This is a genomic window from Fluviicola sp. (genome assembly GCF_039596355.1).
Classification (GTDB): domain Bacteria; phylum Bacteroidota; class Bacteroidia; order Flavobacteriales_D; family Crocinitomicaceae; genus Fluviicola.
The window spans coordinates 81708-97827 of record NZ_JBCNJW010000007.1 but is presented as its reverse complement, the minus strand read 5'-3'; the positions used below and the strand labels follow the sequence as shown (position 1 = coordinate 97827).

The 16120-nt window shown below is 44.3% G+C and carries 12 protein-coding genes; 7 read left to right on the top strand and 5 right to left on the bottom strand.

Annotated features, from left to right (window positions below; translation table 11 throughout):
- Positions 1 to 133 precede the first annotated feature (133 nt).
- Together ABDV94_RS13740 and clpB are read right to left on the bottom strand one after the other, a co-directional pair.
- Complete coding sequence (locus ABDV94_RS13740) at positions 134 to 787, bottom strand: ElyC/SanA/YdcF family protein (RefSeq protein WP_343747772.1); 654 nt, start codon at positions 785 to 787, stop codon at positions 134 to 136.
- A gap of 318 nt (positions 788 to 1105) precedes the next feature.
- On the bottom strand, positions 1106 to 3730 hold the full coding sequence (gene clpB / locus ABDV94_RS13735; protein WP_343747771.1) for an ATP-dependent chaperone ClpB: 2625 nt from the start codon (positions 3728 to 3730) through the stop codon (positions 1106 to 1108).
- A gap of 360 nt (positions 3731 to 4090) precedes the next feature.
- On the opposite strand from clpB, the gene ABDV94_RS13730 reads away from it, so the two are divergent.
- The 5 genes from ABDV94_RS13730 (at position 4091) to secD (ending at position 10694) form a co-directional block, all read left to right on the top strand.
- The gene (locus ABDV94_RS13730) at positions 4091 to 5041 is read left to right on the top strand and encodes a glycosyltransferase family 2 protein (protein WP_343747770.1); all 951 of its coding nucleotides are present in this window, start codon (positions 4091 to 4093) and stop codon (positions 5039 to 5041) included.
- Positions 5042 to 5049: 8 nt separating this feature from the next.
- Positions 5050 to 5601 carry an HAD-IIIA family hydrolase gene (locus ABDV94_RS13725; RefSeq protein ID WP_343747769.1) on the top strand — a complete coding sequence of 184 codons (552 nt, stop codon included), beginning with the start codon at positions 5050 to 5052 and terminating at the stop codon, positions 5599 to 5601.
- Positions 5591 to 6349, top strand: a complete 759-nt coding sequence (locus ABDV94_RS13720; RefSeq protein ID WP_343747768.1) for a toxin-antitoxin system YwqK family antitoxin — start codon at positions 5591 to 5593, stop codon at positions 6347 to 6349. The genes ABDV94_RS13725 and ABDV94_RS13720 overlap by 11 nt, the downstream gene beginning before the upstream one ends.
- A gap of 70 nt (positions 6350 to 6419) precedes the next feature.
- Positions 6420 to 7106: a hypothetical protein gene (locus ABDV94_RS13715; protein WP_343747767.1), complete on the top strand. Its 687-nt coding sequence runs from the start codon at positions 6420 to 6422 to the stop codon at positions 7104 to 7106.
- Positions 7107 to 7682: 576 nt separating this feature from the next.
- Positions 7683 to 10694, top strand: coding sequence for a protein translocase subunit SecD (gene secD / locus ABDV94_RS13710; protein ID WP_343747766.1), 3012 nt, complete (start codon positions 7683 to 7685; stop codon positions 10692 to 10694).
- A gap of 199 nt (positions 10695 to 10893) precedes the next feature.
- Here the strand turns inward: secD and ABDV94_RS13705 are convergent, their stop codons facing one another.
- The gene (locus ABDV94_RS13705) at positions 10894 to 12270 is read right to left on the bottom strand and encodes an exonuclease domain-containing protein (protein ID WP_343747765.1); all 1377 of its coding nucleotides are present in this window, start codon (positions 12268 to 12270) and stop codon (positions 10894 to 10896) included.
- A gap of 112 nt (positions 12271 to 12382) precedes the next feature.
- On the opposite strand from ABDV94_RS13705, the gene ABDV94_RS13700 reads away from it, so the two are divergent.
- Entirely contained in the window at positions 12383 to 12640 is a 258-nt protein-coding gene (locus tag ABDV94_RS13700) for a hypothetical protein (RefSeq protein WP_343747764.1), read from the top strand.
- A gap of 135 nt (positions 12641 to 12775) precedes the next feature.
- On the opposite strand, the gene ABDV94_RS13695 is transcribed toward ABDV94_RS13700, so the two are convergent.
- Both ABDV94_RS13695 and ABDV94_RS13690 read right to left on the bottom strand, forming a co-directional pair.
- Complete coding sequence (locus ABDV94_RS13695; protein ID WP_343747763.1) at positions 12776 to 13261, bottom strand: GNAT family N-acetyltransferase; 486 nt, start codon at positions 13259 to 13261, stop codon at positions 12776 to 12778.
- Entirely contained in the window at positions 13258 to 14373 is a 1116-nt protein-coding gene (locus ABDV94_RS13690; protein ID WP_343747762.1) for an acyltransferase, read from the bottom strand. The genes ABDV94_RS13695 and ABDV94_RS13690 overlap by 4 nt, the downstream gene beginning before the upstream one ends.
- A 154-nt stretch (positions 14374 to 14527) precedes the next feature.
- On the opposite strand from ABDV94_RS13690, the gene lhgO reads away from it, so the two are divergent.
- On the top strand, positions 14528 to 15739 hold the full coding sequence (gene lhgO, locus ABDV94_RS13685; RefSeq protein ID WP_343747761.1) for an L-2-hydroxyglutarate oxidase: 1212 nt from the start codon (positions 14528 to 14530) through the stop codon (positions 15737 to 15739).
- Positions 15740 to 16120 lie beyond the last annotated feature (381 nt).

Sequence of the window (16120 nt, the reverse complement as noted above, 5' to 3'; positions counted from 1 at the left end):
GATCGGGTTAATAATGGCTTGTATTCAATCTACCCAACGAGCAGGATTGATCGTGATGCTTTGTGCCGTTGTATCCTGTATTATTGGGTATTCCATCTGTTCGGCTTTTCCATTTCGGTTACATTGACCCGAGTCAAGAGATTTCAACCTGTTCTCCCAGAAATTTGGAATCGATTCCGAACAGGATATCCCAAAATACTTTCATGCGGGCAAAACGTTCGCGTACTTTGGTTTTGAAACCGCCCATTTTTGCAACATCCCGGGCGTTGTAGCCGTAAACGGTCATTCCGAAATGTTCACCGAGGTAAATCGCCCGTTCGTTGTGAAACCGCTGTGAAACAACGATCACTTCTTTCTGTCCGAATACTTTCAGAGCGCGCTCCATGGAATCCAGGGTGCGGAATCCGGCATAATCCAAATAAATCCTGCTGGCTGGAATTCCTGCTGCAACCAATGCGTTTTTCATGTCGGTAGGCTCATCGTAGGTTTTGATGCTGTTATCGCCACTTACCAGGATGAATCGAACTTTTCCGGCGCGGTACAGTTCTACGGCTGCTTTGATACGGTAAGAGAAATAGAGGTTCTCGTTTCCACGCTTGTTGGTTCTGGAAGTTCCCAATACCAGGGCAGTCTTCACTTTCGGGCATTGACTTACCTGGTCAAAAACCTTTCCTTCTGCATTGGAACGAATAGCCCAGTTTGCCCCGAAAAACCAGCAGAGCAATAACAGAAAGGTGAAAAGGAAGACGCGTTTCAGGAGTTTAGATCGGCTTGATTTGAGTTTCATACAACATGCAGGATTTTGCCGTAAAAGTAATGGAAAACAAGCGTGTTGGACGGGTACTTGTATTTTTTTTGAAAAGTGATTCGGAAGGTGTTTTGAAGCATCATTTTACAAATTTGTAATATGGTGTGGAATCCCCATTCCCACTGGGGGAATAGATGGATGTCTATTCATCTTTTGAGGTGTTTTTTTCTTCATTTGAGATGTCAGCTCAAGTTCCCCGAAGTAGCAAAAACAGTATGCACCAATCCCGCCCCGGAAACCAAAAAAGCGAGACAGAATCCTGCCTCGCCTTTACACATTATCTAAAGGACTACTACTTTATAAATTAATCAGGATTTCTTCTTCCTGGGAAATCGGTTTCCGGAACACGATTTTTCCGTCGAAAATATCCATAACTACCGTCAGAGATGTGTCCAGCGTTCCTGCAAGAAGGGCTTTGGAAAGCTCATTCAGCACTTGTTTCTGAATAACACGTTTCACTGGTCTGGCACCGAAATGCGGATCATAACCGGCTTCAACCAGGTGATCTTTTGCTTCTTCGGTCATATGCATTTTGATCCCTTTTTCCTGCAGCATTCCTTTCAATTGATCCAATTGCAGCTGAACGATTTGTCTCACATAACGCTTGTTCAACGGTGTGAAGATGATCGTTTCATCAATCCGGTTCAAAAACTCCGGACGAATGGTTTGTTTCAGCAATTCCAATACTTTGAACTTCGCTTTGTCCATTGCTTCGTGCAAATCTTCTTCCTTCACACCTTCGAAACTTTCCTGGATCAAATGAGAACCCATGTTGGAAGTCATGATGATGATCGTATTCTTGAAGTTCACCGTACGCCCCTTGTTATCCGTCAAACGTCCGTCGTCCAGTACCTGAAGCAGAATGTTAAACACGTCCGGGTGCGCTTTTTCAATCTCATCCAGCAATACGATGGAATAAGGTCTTCTGCGAACTGCTTCGGTCAACTGACCACCTTCATCGTACCCAACGTATCCCGGAGGCGCTCCCACCAAGCGGCTTACACTGTGTTTCTCCTGGTATTCCGACATATCGATTCGCGTCATGGCGTTTTCGTCGTTGAAAAGGAAATCTGCCAGTGCTTTTGCCAATTCGGTTTTACCGACTCCGGTAGGACCTAAGAAAATGAACGAACCGATCGGTCTGCGCATATCCTGTAATCCTGCGCGGCTTCTTCGCACCGCATCAGATAACGCTTCAATTGCTTCTTCCTGACCCACTACGCGTTTTCCAAGCTCGTCTTCCAGTCGAAGGAGTTTGGAAACCTCGCTTTCGATCATTTTGGAAACCGGGATTCCCGTCCATTTGGAAACCACATCTGCAATTTCTTCTGCATCTACCTCTTCTTTGATGAGTTTGGAATTCGCCTGCAGTTCGATGAGTTTCTGTTTCGCTTCTTCCAGCTGATTTTCCGCTTCTTTGATTCGTCCGTAGCGGATTTCAGCTACTTTTCCGTAATCTCCGGCGCGTTCTGCCTGGTCTGCTTCCAGTTTCAGACTTTCAATCAGCTCCTTGTTTTTCTGTACACCATCCACGATGTCGCGTTCCGCCTGCCATTTCGCATTGAATGCATTGCGTTGTTCTTCCAGTGTTGCCAGTTCTTTTCCTAAAGCTTCCAGCTTCTTGGTGTCGTTTTCGCGCTTGATCGCTTCACGCTCAATTTCCAATTGCATAATTCGTCTGTCGAGTTCATCCAGTTCTTCCGGCTTGGAATTGATTTCCATACGCAATTTGGAAGCTGCTTCATCGATCAGGTCAATCGCCTTATCCGGCAAATGACGTTCTGTGATGTAGCGCTGAGACAATTCTACCGCGGCAATAATCGCAGCATCCTTGATCAGAACCTTGTGGTGATTTTCGTATTTTTCTTTGATACCACGCAGGATCGAAATCGCATCTTCCGTATCCGGCTCATCGACCAGTACAGGCTGGAAACGACGTACCAACGCTTTGTCTTTTTCGAAGTATTTCTGGTACTCGTTCAGCGTGGTAGCACCTACTGCACGCAGCTCTCCTCTTGCAAGTGCCGGTTTCAGAATGTTTGCAGCATCCATCGCACCTTCACCGCCTCCTGCTCCAACCAGGGTGTGAATCTCGTCGATGAACAGGATAATTTCACCGTCTGCGCTGGTTACTTCTTTCACCACCGCTTTCAAACGCTCTTCAAATTCTCCCTTGTATTTGGCTCCTGCAACCAGCGCCCCCATGTCCAGGCTGTAAACCACCTTAGACTTCAGGTTTTCCGGAACGTCACCGTCAATAATCCGGTGTGCAATTCCTTCTGCAATGGCTGTTTTACCCACTCCGGGCTCACCAATCAGGATCGGGTTGTTTTTGGTTCTTCTGGTCAGGATTTGCAGTACGCGTCGAATTTCATCATCGCGCCCGATTACCGGATCCAGTTTTCCCTGCTTTGCCAGGTCATTCAGGTTCTTGGCATATTTTTCCAACGATTTGTAAGTGCCTTCCTGTTGGTTGGAAGTGATTTTTTCTCCGTTTCGTAAATCCATAATATTTTTAAGTACTGTTGATTTGTTGAGTTTTGCATCTCTGAGCAATTGACCGGTTTGGTCTTTCGCGTCGATTAATGCCAGGAAAAGCATTTCCACGGTCACGTATTCATCGCCTTGTTGCTGAGACAATTTCATCGCCTGCTGCAATGTTTCCTGTGCTTTCGGTGAAAGATACAACTGTCCGCCGGAAACTTTGCTCTGGCTTTCCAGCATACGATCCAATGCCAGTTGAATCGTTTGGGGATTCACCTGCGATTGCTGCAATAAATAAGGAACCACATCCTGGTCCTTTAAAAAGATTCCTTTCAGTAAGTGCGCGTTCTCGATAGCCTGATGCCCTTCCGTTTGAGCATACTCCTGAGCCGCCTGAATCACTTCCTGGGTTTTTATGGTAAATTGATTGCTATCCATTTTAGTTTGATTTGTTTCCTTTTTGTTGTCAAATCACGAACCAAAACAACTGCACGGGCTATTTCAGGACAAAAAGACAGTTTGAATCAAAATAAACAGACAAAATGGCATTTGTAAGTAGGTTTTTCGGACGGAATTTAGTTGTAAATTAGCCGAAAATTTCATCCGGATGTCTAAACTCAAAGACACTTACAAAAAGCTCTTCCCATACTTTGTGGACGTGTGGCAATACATTGTAATCATTCTGATCTTCATTATTGCAGCAATTTTTATTTTGTAAAGCTGACAGGTTCGAATGAATTGGTTTGATCCATTGCAAATTCATTAGAATCCTTATTTTTGTTCAAAAAGTTTTAAACGTTGGAAAATCAACTTCAATTATCTATCGTCGTTCCCTTATTCAATGAGGTAGAATCACTGCCGGAATTGCATGCCTGGATCAAGCGCGTGGTCAATGAACACAACCTTTCATACGAGGTTATTTTCGTGGATGACGGAAGCAAGGACGGATCCTGGAATGTGATCGAATCATTGAATCTGCAGGATTCGAATGTGAGAGGGATTAAATTCCAACGTAATTACGGTAAATCCGCCGCACTGCATACCGGTTTCCAGGCTGCTCAGGGAAGAGTAGTGGTCACAATGGATGCCGATTTGCAGGATTCACCGGATGAACTTCCGGAATTGTACCGGATGATCGTTGAAGAGGATTTTGACGTGGTTTCCGGGTGGAAAAAGAAACGCTACGATCCGATCAGTAAAACCATTCCAACAAAACTATACAACTGGGCCGCACGCAGAATGACCGGGATTTACCTGCACGATTTCAATTGTGGACTCAAAGCCTACAAGAATGTCGTGGTGAAGAGCATCGAGCTTTATGGAGACATGCACCGCTACATTCCCGCATTGGCCAAATTTGCCGGATTCAATAAGATCGGGGAGAAGGTGGTGATCCACCAGGCACGAAAATACGGAACCACAAAGTTCGGGTTGAACCGCTTTTTGAACGGTCCGCTGGATTTGATGACCGTGGTGTTCATGGGGAAATTCGGAAAAAAACCGATGCATTTCTTCGGAGCAATGGGATCGCTGTTGTTCATCATCGGGTTCGGGATCACTTTTTACCTGGCGATCGATAAATTGTTCATCCACTCTACGGCAAAGAAATTAGCAGACCGCACCGAATTTTTTATTGCTTTAGCAGCAATGATCATGGGAGTTCAATTCTTTTTAGCCGGATTCCTGGCAGAATTGGTCGGTCGTAATTCATCCACCCGAAATCATTACCTGATAGAAACAGAAATTTAAATAGTTCTATGAAAGACTGGAACCTGGATAAATCCTGGACTTTATTTCTGGACAGAGACGGCGTAATCAACCAGCGGATCATGGATGATTATGTGAAGCAGCGCGCCGAATTTGTATTGCTTCCGGGTGTTGCCCGTGCAATTTCAAAGGCAAACGACCTGTTTTCGCACGTGGTCGTTGTCACCAATCAGCAGGGAATCGGAAAAGGATTGATGACCGAACGTAACCTTTTGGATGTTCATCATTATTGTAGTGAACTGTTGAAGGCGGAAGGTGCGGTAATCGACGCGTATTATTTTGCACCGAACCTGGCGTCAGAGAACTCATCGCTGCGGAAACCCGGATCGGGAATGGCACTGCTTGCACAAGCGGATTTTCCGGAGATCGACTTTCAACGGTCGGTGATGGTGGGCGACTCTGACTCGGATATCGAATTTGGCAGGAAACTTGGAATGAAAACGGTGTTTATCCGCCATGCGGGAACAACGGACCATCCCGATGCAGACTTAACCTGTGATTCGTTGGAATCATGTATAAACTTATTGAACGATGATATTTAGGATTATTCTTATTTCGATGCTTGCTTCTTTTTCAGTTTTGGGGCAGCAGGTAAACCAGAAAGACACTCAAGGCAGAAAACAGGGAGCCTGGCAGAAAACCTATCCGAAATCCCGCGCTTTTGAATACAAAGGACAATTTAAAGACGACAAACCTGTCGGTACGTTCAACTACTATTATCCTTCTACCAAGATCAAAGCGGTAATCAAGCACGATGAAAAAACGGGGCGTTCAACTGCCGTAATGTATCATGAAAATGGCATCGTGATGGCCAGAGGTATTTTCAAGAACCAGGAAAAAGACAGTATTTGGGAATATTACGGCCCGTCAGGGAGACTGAGTACAAAAGAAACGTATTCTCAAGGAAAACTGAACGGAAATCAAACCGTTTATTATGTCTTCGAAGATCCGAACGACAAACGGGTGATCGTGGCAAAAGTGGTTCCGTATAAAATGGGAGTGATTGACGGAGAAGTGATCGAATACTTTGATACCGGAGTGGTGAAGAGCAAAGTGACTTTTGTAAAAGGAAAGAAAGAAGGCGTTGCGATTACGAACCATCCGAACGGAAAAGTGATGATCACCGAGCGTTTCAAAGGCGGGATTCAGCACGGCTGGCAGTCGGCACATGACCAAACCGGGAAAGAAACCGGGAAGCAGTATTACCGCTATGGAAAACGCATCGAAGGAAAAGAACTCGAAAAATACCTGAAACAGCTGAAAGAAAAAGGAATCAATCCAAACGGCTGATTCTTCATCAAAATCCGGGTTCTGCATATTTTTGTATGTACCCAAACCCAAAATGTTGTATTTTCGGATTGTGAATAAACTTCGACTCATCACCATAACAGGCCTTTGTCTTTTCCTTGTTGCCATTCAATCGTGCAAAAAGAAAGAAGAGACAGTGGAAATGTATTACGATTATTTTCCGCAAACCGAAGGTCGCTATGTCGTTTATTCCGTACATGAAGTGGTTGTCGATCAGCAGATCAATCAGCGCGATACGTTTGACTACTTCATCAAGACCGTTATCGGAGAACCGATTATCGACAACCAGGGGCGAACAGTACACGAGTTTGAGCGCTACAAAAGTTCCAGTGCTACCGGTCCGTGGACGATTAAAGATGTCTGGACCTGTGTCATTGACGGGCCGCGTGCCGAACTGGTAGAAGAAAACAACCGCACCATTAAACTGGTTTTTGCACCGAGCGAAGACGACGAATGGAACATGAACGCTTACAACACCCTGGATGCGCTGGAATGCACTTATTCCAATATTCATGAACCTTACTCGCTGAACGGAATGGATTTCTCGTCAACAGTTACGGTGGACCAGGAAGATTTCTCTTCGTATATCGACTCCCGCAAAAAGTATGAAATCTATTCAAGAGGAGTAGGGATGATCTACAAATACTACCGCGACTTTGTGATTAATAACGGAAATCCGAACAACATCTATAAAGGCCGCCTGATGATCATGAGTGCCGTTTCCTACGGTCAGGAATAGCATTGGATTTATTCTCCCGCGAATTTCGCTGATTCCGCAGATTTATCATTTATTTACGACACGCTTTACCTAAAAAGATACTATGTATTCTATGTACCTATGTGGTTTGTTTTTCCGGCAGACTTCGGCGTGAGCTCAGTCGAACGAGATCGCAGAAGAACACAGATAAATTGTTATTGTATTCCGAATCACGATAGAACAACTTTATCAGGTTATACTTTTTCGTATGTAGTTTTAAACAATAATCCTTGTGTGCCCTTGCACCTTGTTTCACGCAGATTGTATCGGTTTCCGCAGCTGAATACGATGTGTTTTGATTTGTAAATCTATGTGCGCTATGTGATCTGTGTGGTTTAATCCCTGTAAACGACAGGTTTTGAACATGTAAGTAATTTACAATGAGTTTGTTTCATGTGAGCGGGGAACTTAGGTGCAGATAACGCTTCATAACAATTTGTTTGGAACGGTTACCTCACGCTTTCTGCTCAAATGCATTTTTTTCAAAAGGTTTTACACATAAGTTGAATTTGATAACCTTAAATGATATATTTGCGGGCTTAAAATATATCAATCAAAATGCGTAATAAAGGATTTTTCTGGTTTTTAACGATTTTGTTGACCGCTGTATGTGTCTATCAATTGTCATTTACATGGGTTGCCATCAACGTTGAAAACGATGCTGAACGTGAAGCACTACTGAGAGTTGAAGATTTAAAGAAAAAGGCGGCAGAGACCGGTGATTCGATCAAATTATCCAACGGAACTACTATCAATTTCAAAAAACCTGAATCATTCGAATTGGCGAAAGCTGCGATGATCAACCAGGTTTTGTCCGAAAAAGCTGAAAAAGCTGTTTACCCGGTAATTGGTACGAAATTCAAGGATGTAAAAGCTCGCTCTTTGGCGTTCGGTTTGGACCTGGTAGGTGGTATGAGTGTCACGATGGAAATCGACGTTCCGGCGTTCGTACAATCCTATGCACGCAACCCACGCGATCTGAAGTTCAAAAAACCGTTTGAAGCAGCATACGCGATTCATACTACGCAGGGAGGTGACTTCATTGATTTATTTATTGATCAGTTCGAAAAGAAAAACAAAGGAGATAAAGTAGCACGTATGCTGGCGCTTTCCGAAGTAAAGGAATTGTCCTACAACTCTTCCAATGCTGAAGTAGCAAGTTATTTCCACGATAAGATTGCCAGCTCAATGGATGGAGTGGAGCAGATCATGAGCCGTCGTATCAACCAGTTTGGTGTGGCGCAGCCGAATATTCAGAAAGAATCCCGCAAGAACCGCTTGTATATCGAACTTCCCGGAGTTCAGGATGAAGTAACAGTAGCGAAAAAATTACAATCTACGGCAAACCTGCAGTTCTACGAAACATATGCGTTGGCTGAAATTCAATCATATTTGAATGATGCAAACATCGTTTCCAGATCTCCTGAGATCAAAAAAGCAGAAATCGATACAACTTCTACAACTGATACTACAGGTGTTGATAGCGCGAAAGCAAAAACTGCTCCTGTAAAACCGCTTTCTTTGACTGCAAATGCAGGGAACAAAAAACCATTGTTCGACTACCTGAAAGTGCAGCCGGGAATGGGAATCGGTACGGCAACAGCAGAAGATGTTGAAAGCGTAAACGAAATCCTGAAGCGTTCTGATGTCATCGCTAAATTCCCTGAAGATTTGAAATTCATGTGGTCTGCTGACCTGGAAGATGCTCAAAACGGTTCAAAAGCATATGTATTGTACGCGGTAAAAGTTCCGGATGGAGGAAAAGCACTTGTTGGTGGCGGAGATATTAAATCTGCGGTTCGTTCATACAACCAACAGAGTTTGCAGACGACTGTAAGTTTGACAATGTCTGCTGATGGTTCTCAGAAATGGGGAGCAATGACAGAGAAAAACGTTGGACGTTCGGTAGCAATCACAATGGATGATGTTGTTTACTCCGCACCGGTTGTACGTGATGCAATCCGTGGAGGTTCTACAGAGATTTCCGGAGATTTCAGCATCGCTGAAGCAGATGATTTGGCTGGATTGTTGAACGGTGGAGCACTTCCTGCACCATGTGTGATCAAAGAACAAACAAAAGTTGGACCTACAATCGGTAAGGAAAACTCCGAGTCCGGATTGGTATCGTTTGCTTTTGCATTCCTGGCAGTATTCATCTACATGTACTTCTACTACGGTAAAGGAGGTTTGATCGCAAACATCGCTTTGGCTGTAAACGTGATTCTGATCTTCGGATGTCTGGCTTCTTTCGGAGCAGTATTGACATTGGCAGGTATCGCAGGTATCGTATTGACAATCGGTACGGCGGTCGATGCGAACATCCTGATCTTTGAACGTATCAAAGAAGAAAATGCACTTGGAAAAACATCTGAAGAGGCGGTGAACATCGGTTTCATCAAAGCTTTGCCTTCAATTATCGATGCGAACGTAACACACTTATTGGTTGCGATCATCTTGAAAATTTTCGGACGCGGTGAGATCGAATCGTTCGCAACAACCCTGATCGTGGGGATCTTCACGTCAGTGTTCTCTGCGATTATCATCTCCAAACTGATCATTACTTCGTCTATCGAAAAAGGCAAAAAAGTTTCTTTCAGTACGAAGTATACACACCACATGTTCAGCAATTTCCACTTCGACTGGATTGGTAAGAGAAAGTACTTCTACATTTTCTCCATCACCGTTTCTATTTTGGGAGTTGTTGCAATGGCATCCAGAGGATTGAAGCAGAGTGTTGAGTTTACCGGAGGGCGTACTTTCGGGGTGAAAATGGAGAAAGCAGCAGATATCGAAACGATCAGAAATGCAATGGAATCTGTTTTCGTTGAGAAAAACGGGGAGAAATCCAACGTAGAAATCAAAACGAAATCCAATTCATTCAACGTAGAGATCACAACGAACTATTTGTTGGCTGATGCATCTGCAACATCTGCAGTAGAACAGAAAATGAAAGAAGGATTTGAAAAGATCAAAGATAAATCAGGTGAAGTTCAGGTAACGGATATCCGTTCGATCTCAGCTTCCGTTTCGGAAGAAATGTGGTCTTCGGCTTCCCTTTCGATTACACTGGCTTTGATTGCAATCTTTGCGTACATCTTCATCCGATTCGGTCAGTGGCAGTACTCACTGGGAGCAATCATCGGGTTGGCGCACGACGTATTGTTCGTTCTTTCCGTCTTCTCCTTACTTCACGGATTCCTGCCATTCAGTTTGGATGTGAACCAGGCGTTTATCGCGGCCGTTCTGACCGTTATCGGTTACTCGATGAACGATACCGTGATTGTATTCGACCGGATTCGTGAAAGCTTGAATTTTGACAAGAATCAGCACGAGCACAAACAAGTGATCAATGAGGCATTGAACAGAACCCTGAGCCGTACATTCAACACATCCATGATCTTATTCGTGGTATTGTTAGTGATGTTCATCTTCGGTGGACCTGCAATCAAAGGATTCTTGTTCGCATTGTTGATCGGGGTAGTCATCGGAACATACTCTTCCTTGTGTGTTGCAACACCGATCCTGATTGACTTTACGAAGAATTTCAAGATCAAAGAAAAGAAGAAATAATCCACGATTAGAGATATCGAAAAGCGGTTCGTGCAAACGGACCGCTTTTTTTGTGCAGGCATTTTTACAACCTTTTGATTGTGGGAAACATCAAAATAGAAAAATGTATCCCATGATTGTCATCGTATCACTCGTGTTGGCGCTTCTTGTCGGGAATATCCTGATGCAGCGCAAAGACTGAAAAGAGTGGATCAGCGTACTAACCCCTGAATGGAATTTTGGAAAGTTCCGGGTTCTTCCGGAGGTAATACCTCAGGATCGTTCTGGCGTCTTTGTCTTCCGGATGCAGATCAATGTAGCGGAGCCAGTTTCGGTGAGGTTGTTTGAAGGTATAATACGGAATGTAGCCAAATCCGCGGAATGAACCGTTTTCGATCCAGATCACACTTTTTTCGCGCTTGTCTTTCCCATTTTCAACAATGAAGAAGCTATCGTCGTCAAAGGTGAGCAGGTTGATCAGCTGCAATACACGCTCGTTGTACGATTCAGGCGTTTCGGCACCAACACATGCTCCGTGGCACTTTTTGACCTGGTAGCCAAAACAGCTGGAACTGCTTTTTTCTACCCCGGATAGTTTCTGGCACAACTGGTGCGTTTCCGCCAGCATGAAGATGTAATCGGTTGCTTCTTTCTTGGTCGTAAACGTGGTCAGCGGAACGCTGGACGATTTACTGATCTTATCGACATACAATTGCAGGTATCCTCTTTGATCTTCGAAATGGAACAAGCCGTATGCATAGGTGTTCTTGCGGAGTGCGCGGTTGTAAAGCGGTTTATGGATTTTAATCAGCTCGGATTCGTAGAGCAATGCAATCAATTCGGAACCGGTCAGTTCAAATTCGATCCGGGCAATTTCTTGCCGCATCACAGAGCCTTTGAGCGTTTTGACGTTCTTCAGGTGTTGTTCGACCCGTTTGCGGATGTGTTTGCTCTTGCCGATATAGATCAGCTGATTGGTGTCGTTATAGAAGCGGTAAACTCCGGGTTTATTCGGAATCTCTTCCAAGATTTCAAGATCCAGGTTCGGATTCAGGATTTTCGGGTTTACATCTTCCTGGATAAACGTTTCCAGTCCTTTGGAATCTGTTTCGAATAGGCGCGTAAATAAATGAGCTGTTGCCTCCGCATCACCGATTGCGCGGTGGCGGTTGGTGAGTTCGATTCCAAGTGCCCGGGATAACTTCCCCAAACTGTAAGATTCATGTCCCGGAAGGACATACCTCGAGGCCCTCACCGTACACAAATGAGCTTTGCGGTAATCGTAGCCCAGTAATTTGAATTCATGACGGATGATCCCGTAGTCGAAACCGACGTTGTGGGCTACGAAAATACAGTCTTCCGTAAATTCAATAATCTGTTTGGCAATCTCGTAGAATTTGGGAGCGCCTTCCACCATTTTGTCGTGGATTCCGGTAAGCCGCGCAATGAAATCAGGAATCGGCATTTCCGGGTTGACCAGCGTCGAAAAGGAATCGATGATCTGAGCGCCATTGTGCTTGTAGATCGCGATTTCCGTGATCTTGGAGGACTTTGTGGAGCCTCCCGTAGTTTCAATATCGACAATGGCATAATTCATCAGGCAAATTTACGGAATTTTTGATGGGACGATTGCTTCCGGAACCAATGGAACGTTAAATAACTTAAACGAGTGGAGAATATTCCTTAACTTTGGCCAAAATCGAATCAAAATGGCAAATAAGAGATTAATCAAAAAACAGTTGAACGGAATGATCATCGACGTATTGGATGAGTGTTTTTCAATCCAATTGTATAACGAGTCTAAAACAGAAGCAACCGATAAATTAATCGATGAAGCGTTGAATTTTGGAGATGATGTTTTGGCAAAAATCCACGAAGCTAAATCCAAAAAAGATTTCCCTGCTATTCGTCAAATGATGGAAGATAAAGGTGTTTATTTCATCGAAGAATTGAACGGTTTACAATAAGATTAAATAAGCAAATATTGAACAAAACCTGGATGTCATGTCCGGGTTTTGTTGTTTCTGGAGGGATAGGAGGGGGCAAAAGGTTCAAATAGTTCAAAGGGTTAAACGAAAGTCTGATTTGAACCTTTGAACAATTCAACTTTTCAACTTTTTCCGCATCCACAAATCACAGGCAAAATGGCCTGAATTTCCGTACGGAGCATCCAGGTATTCAAACCCGAGACGTTCGTACAAACCTACAGCGGTATGAAGTTCCGGAAGTGTTTCGAGATAAAGTTCCGAGAATCCTTCAGCTTCGGCCTTTTCGATGCAGTGTTCGATCAATTTCTTTCCCAATCCCTGACCCCGGTAATCCGCCGATAAATAAAGTTTGACCAATTCGACACACCCGTCTGGTAATCCTTCTGTTGGAAAGATGCCGCAGCCGCCTGCAATCCTGTCATTTTCCTTCGCCACGAAATAATATGCCTGTGGAACCTGGAAGAGTTCGTACAAATGATCCGTTGTCGGATCCGTAAAAACAGTTCCGGGTTTGTTCGCGCCGAACTCAGTCAGTACATCACGGATCAGCTGCGCTAATGGTGAATTATCACCGGCTTGTATTGTTTCAATGGAAATCATGCTCTGAAATATTTTTTCAAATCCAGTAAAGGTTTTTCAAAGTAGCGGTAGGAAAGAACCGAAAGTAATGTATTTAAAAATACGAGCGTAAAAAAGTAAACGACGAACCAAATCACATGCTGATTGATATGGAGGTGTTCGAACGTCTTGCACAGATAGAAAATCACGATACAGTGGAAGAGGTAGAATCCGTAGGTCAGTTTTCCCGCATTTTCAAAGAATGGAATCCGGTCGGCCTTAAAAAAAGAATGGTTCGCTTGTACTTGTTCTACCAATACAAAAGCGAAAAACGCTCCGGAAATAACCCGCTCAAAGGCGATCAATTTTCCGGGAAGCAGGCGTGGAGCAAGGAATAAAAAACCGATTCCTGCCAGGTAAATTCCAGCAATCTGCCATTTCTTCAAATCAGTTACAAACGAAAGCGTCGTTTTTTCAAAGACCCGGGTAGCCAGCAAACCGCCGATGGCCATGTCGGAAATGACACTTAAGGAGTGATAATACAAGATGCTTCCGTCTGTTGCATTCAACAAGCGGAAGACTACCGAACTGAGAATAACCAGGAGAAAAAATAACTGAAATGCCCGGATCGACTTCCATTTGAAAAGTCCGATGACCGCCGCCCAGCCGATATAGAATTGTTCTTCGATACTCACGCTCCAGGTGGCAGTGAGGAAATTGATGCTGTCGCGGCTTCCATTGATAATCTCATCGAAATTGGAGAGAAACAGGGCATAACGCCAGAACTCATGCACGGTATGCGTTCCGAAGGGCAAATGCGGAAACACAAAGAAACCGAACAGGACCACAACGAAATACAAAGGCCAGAGGCGGAGAATCCGTCTGACGAGGAAGAAACCGACGTGGATGCGTCCTTTGACTTTCAGTTCTTTCAGCAAGAGGTACGTAATCAGGAATCCGCTCAGGACAAAAAACAGGTTCACTCCGTAATGCCCGATAGAAGTCAGTTTCCGGATGGCAAGCATCGGAGTACTTTCGAAAAAAGATCCCCAAACTTCGCGGTTGATCGTAAACGCATGAAACAGGAAAACCATCAAAGCACCGATGAATCTCAATCCGTTCAGGTTCTCAAAATGAATTTTCTCTTGCTGCATCGTTCTCTTTCTGCTGAAGTGATCCAAATGTAGTCATTTCGATTTTATTGAATCCAACGAGAGGCATTCCGCAGGGTGTTTTTCGGCAACAGAACGTTTTGATCGAAAGGAGCTATTGTTTTTTCTGGTACATTTGCAGAAAATTGACTCATTCATGGCATTCGACATAGCAATTATAGGAGGAGGAATCGTTGGAGCGGCAACATTCTACAAATTGCAGACAAGATACCCGGACCTGGCTATCGTACTGATCGAGAAAGAAGGAAAACTGGCAGATCATCAAACGGGAAATAATTCCGGGGTGATTCACAGCGGATTGTACTACAAACCGGGATCGTTGAAGGCAAAGAACTGTGTTGCGGGAAGACATGAATTGGTGGCGTTTGCCAAAGAGCACAAGATTGCACACGATGTTTGCGGAAAAGTAGTGGTTGCTACCGATCCTGCCGAACTTCCGCACATGGACAAGATTTTCCAGAACGGTTTGGCTAACAATACGGAAGGAATTGAGATGATCGATGCGAAACGCGTGAAGGAAATCGAACCTTACGTTGAAAGTATCGGAGGAATCTGGGTTCCGTGTACCGGAATCATCGATTTCCGGGGTGCAACAGAGAAAATGGCAGAAATTGCCCTTTCCATGCAGCCGAAGAGTGCCATGAAATTAAATCACGAAGTCATCGGAATTGAGCGTTCAGCTGAAAAAACAACCGTGGTGACCAAACAGGGAAATATCGAGGCAAAATACCTGATTTTCTGTGGAGGTCTTCAGGCAGATCGTTTGGCGAAGAAAGACGGTGTGAAACTGAAAGAAAAAGTAGTTGGTTTCCGCGGCGATTACTACGAATTGACCGAAGAAGCAAAACACAAGGTGAAAAACCTGATCTACCCGGTTCCCAACCCGGATTTCCCATTCCTGGGTGTACACTTTACGCGTATGACGAACGGGGAGATCGAATGCGGTCCGAATGCTGTGTTTACATTTAAGCGCGAAGGATACGGAAAAACCGACTTCTCCATGAAAGACACCTACGACGCGCTTTCCTACAAAGGAACGTGGAAGTTGTTCTTCAACAACATGAAATTCGGAATTGATGAGTACCGACGTGCATTCTCCAAGCGTTTGTTCCTGAAAACACTGCAGCGTATGATCCCGAGCCTGACGATGGAAGACATTCATCCGGGAAGAGCAGGAGTACGTGCGTTGCTTTTGGCAGAAGATGGTGACACCCGCGATGATTTCCGTTTTGAATTCCACGATAATTCAATCCACGTATTGAATGCTCCGTCACCGGCAGCTACGGCATCACTGGCTATCGGTGGTCAGATCGCAGACGAAGCAGAGAAACATTTCGGATTGAAATAAATTTCCGGTTCATTCATTTTTACAGGTACTTTCTTCCGGTACGGGAAAGGATCGTTTGTGCTATGTACTTTAGTGAACATTGCATGCAGAAATAGTTGTTCTTTTCACACGGATTACAGCACCCTTTTTATTTCCGTAGTACCGGATAGCTTTCGGTATCGGCGTGACCACAGTCGAACGGGGTACACAAATGAATGAGAAGTTTTGTATACTCGCGTCTTTGTAATTTCATTCAAGTCGGGCAATTTATGTGCTCTATGGGTTCATGTGGTTCCGGATCAATTTCCCTTCAATCATCCGCACGTTAAGCCAACGGAATCGTACGAATAACGCGCTGTTCAGAATCTTTTTCTACGGATTAATCCAATCTGAATTCGCTGT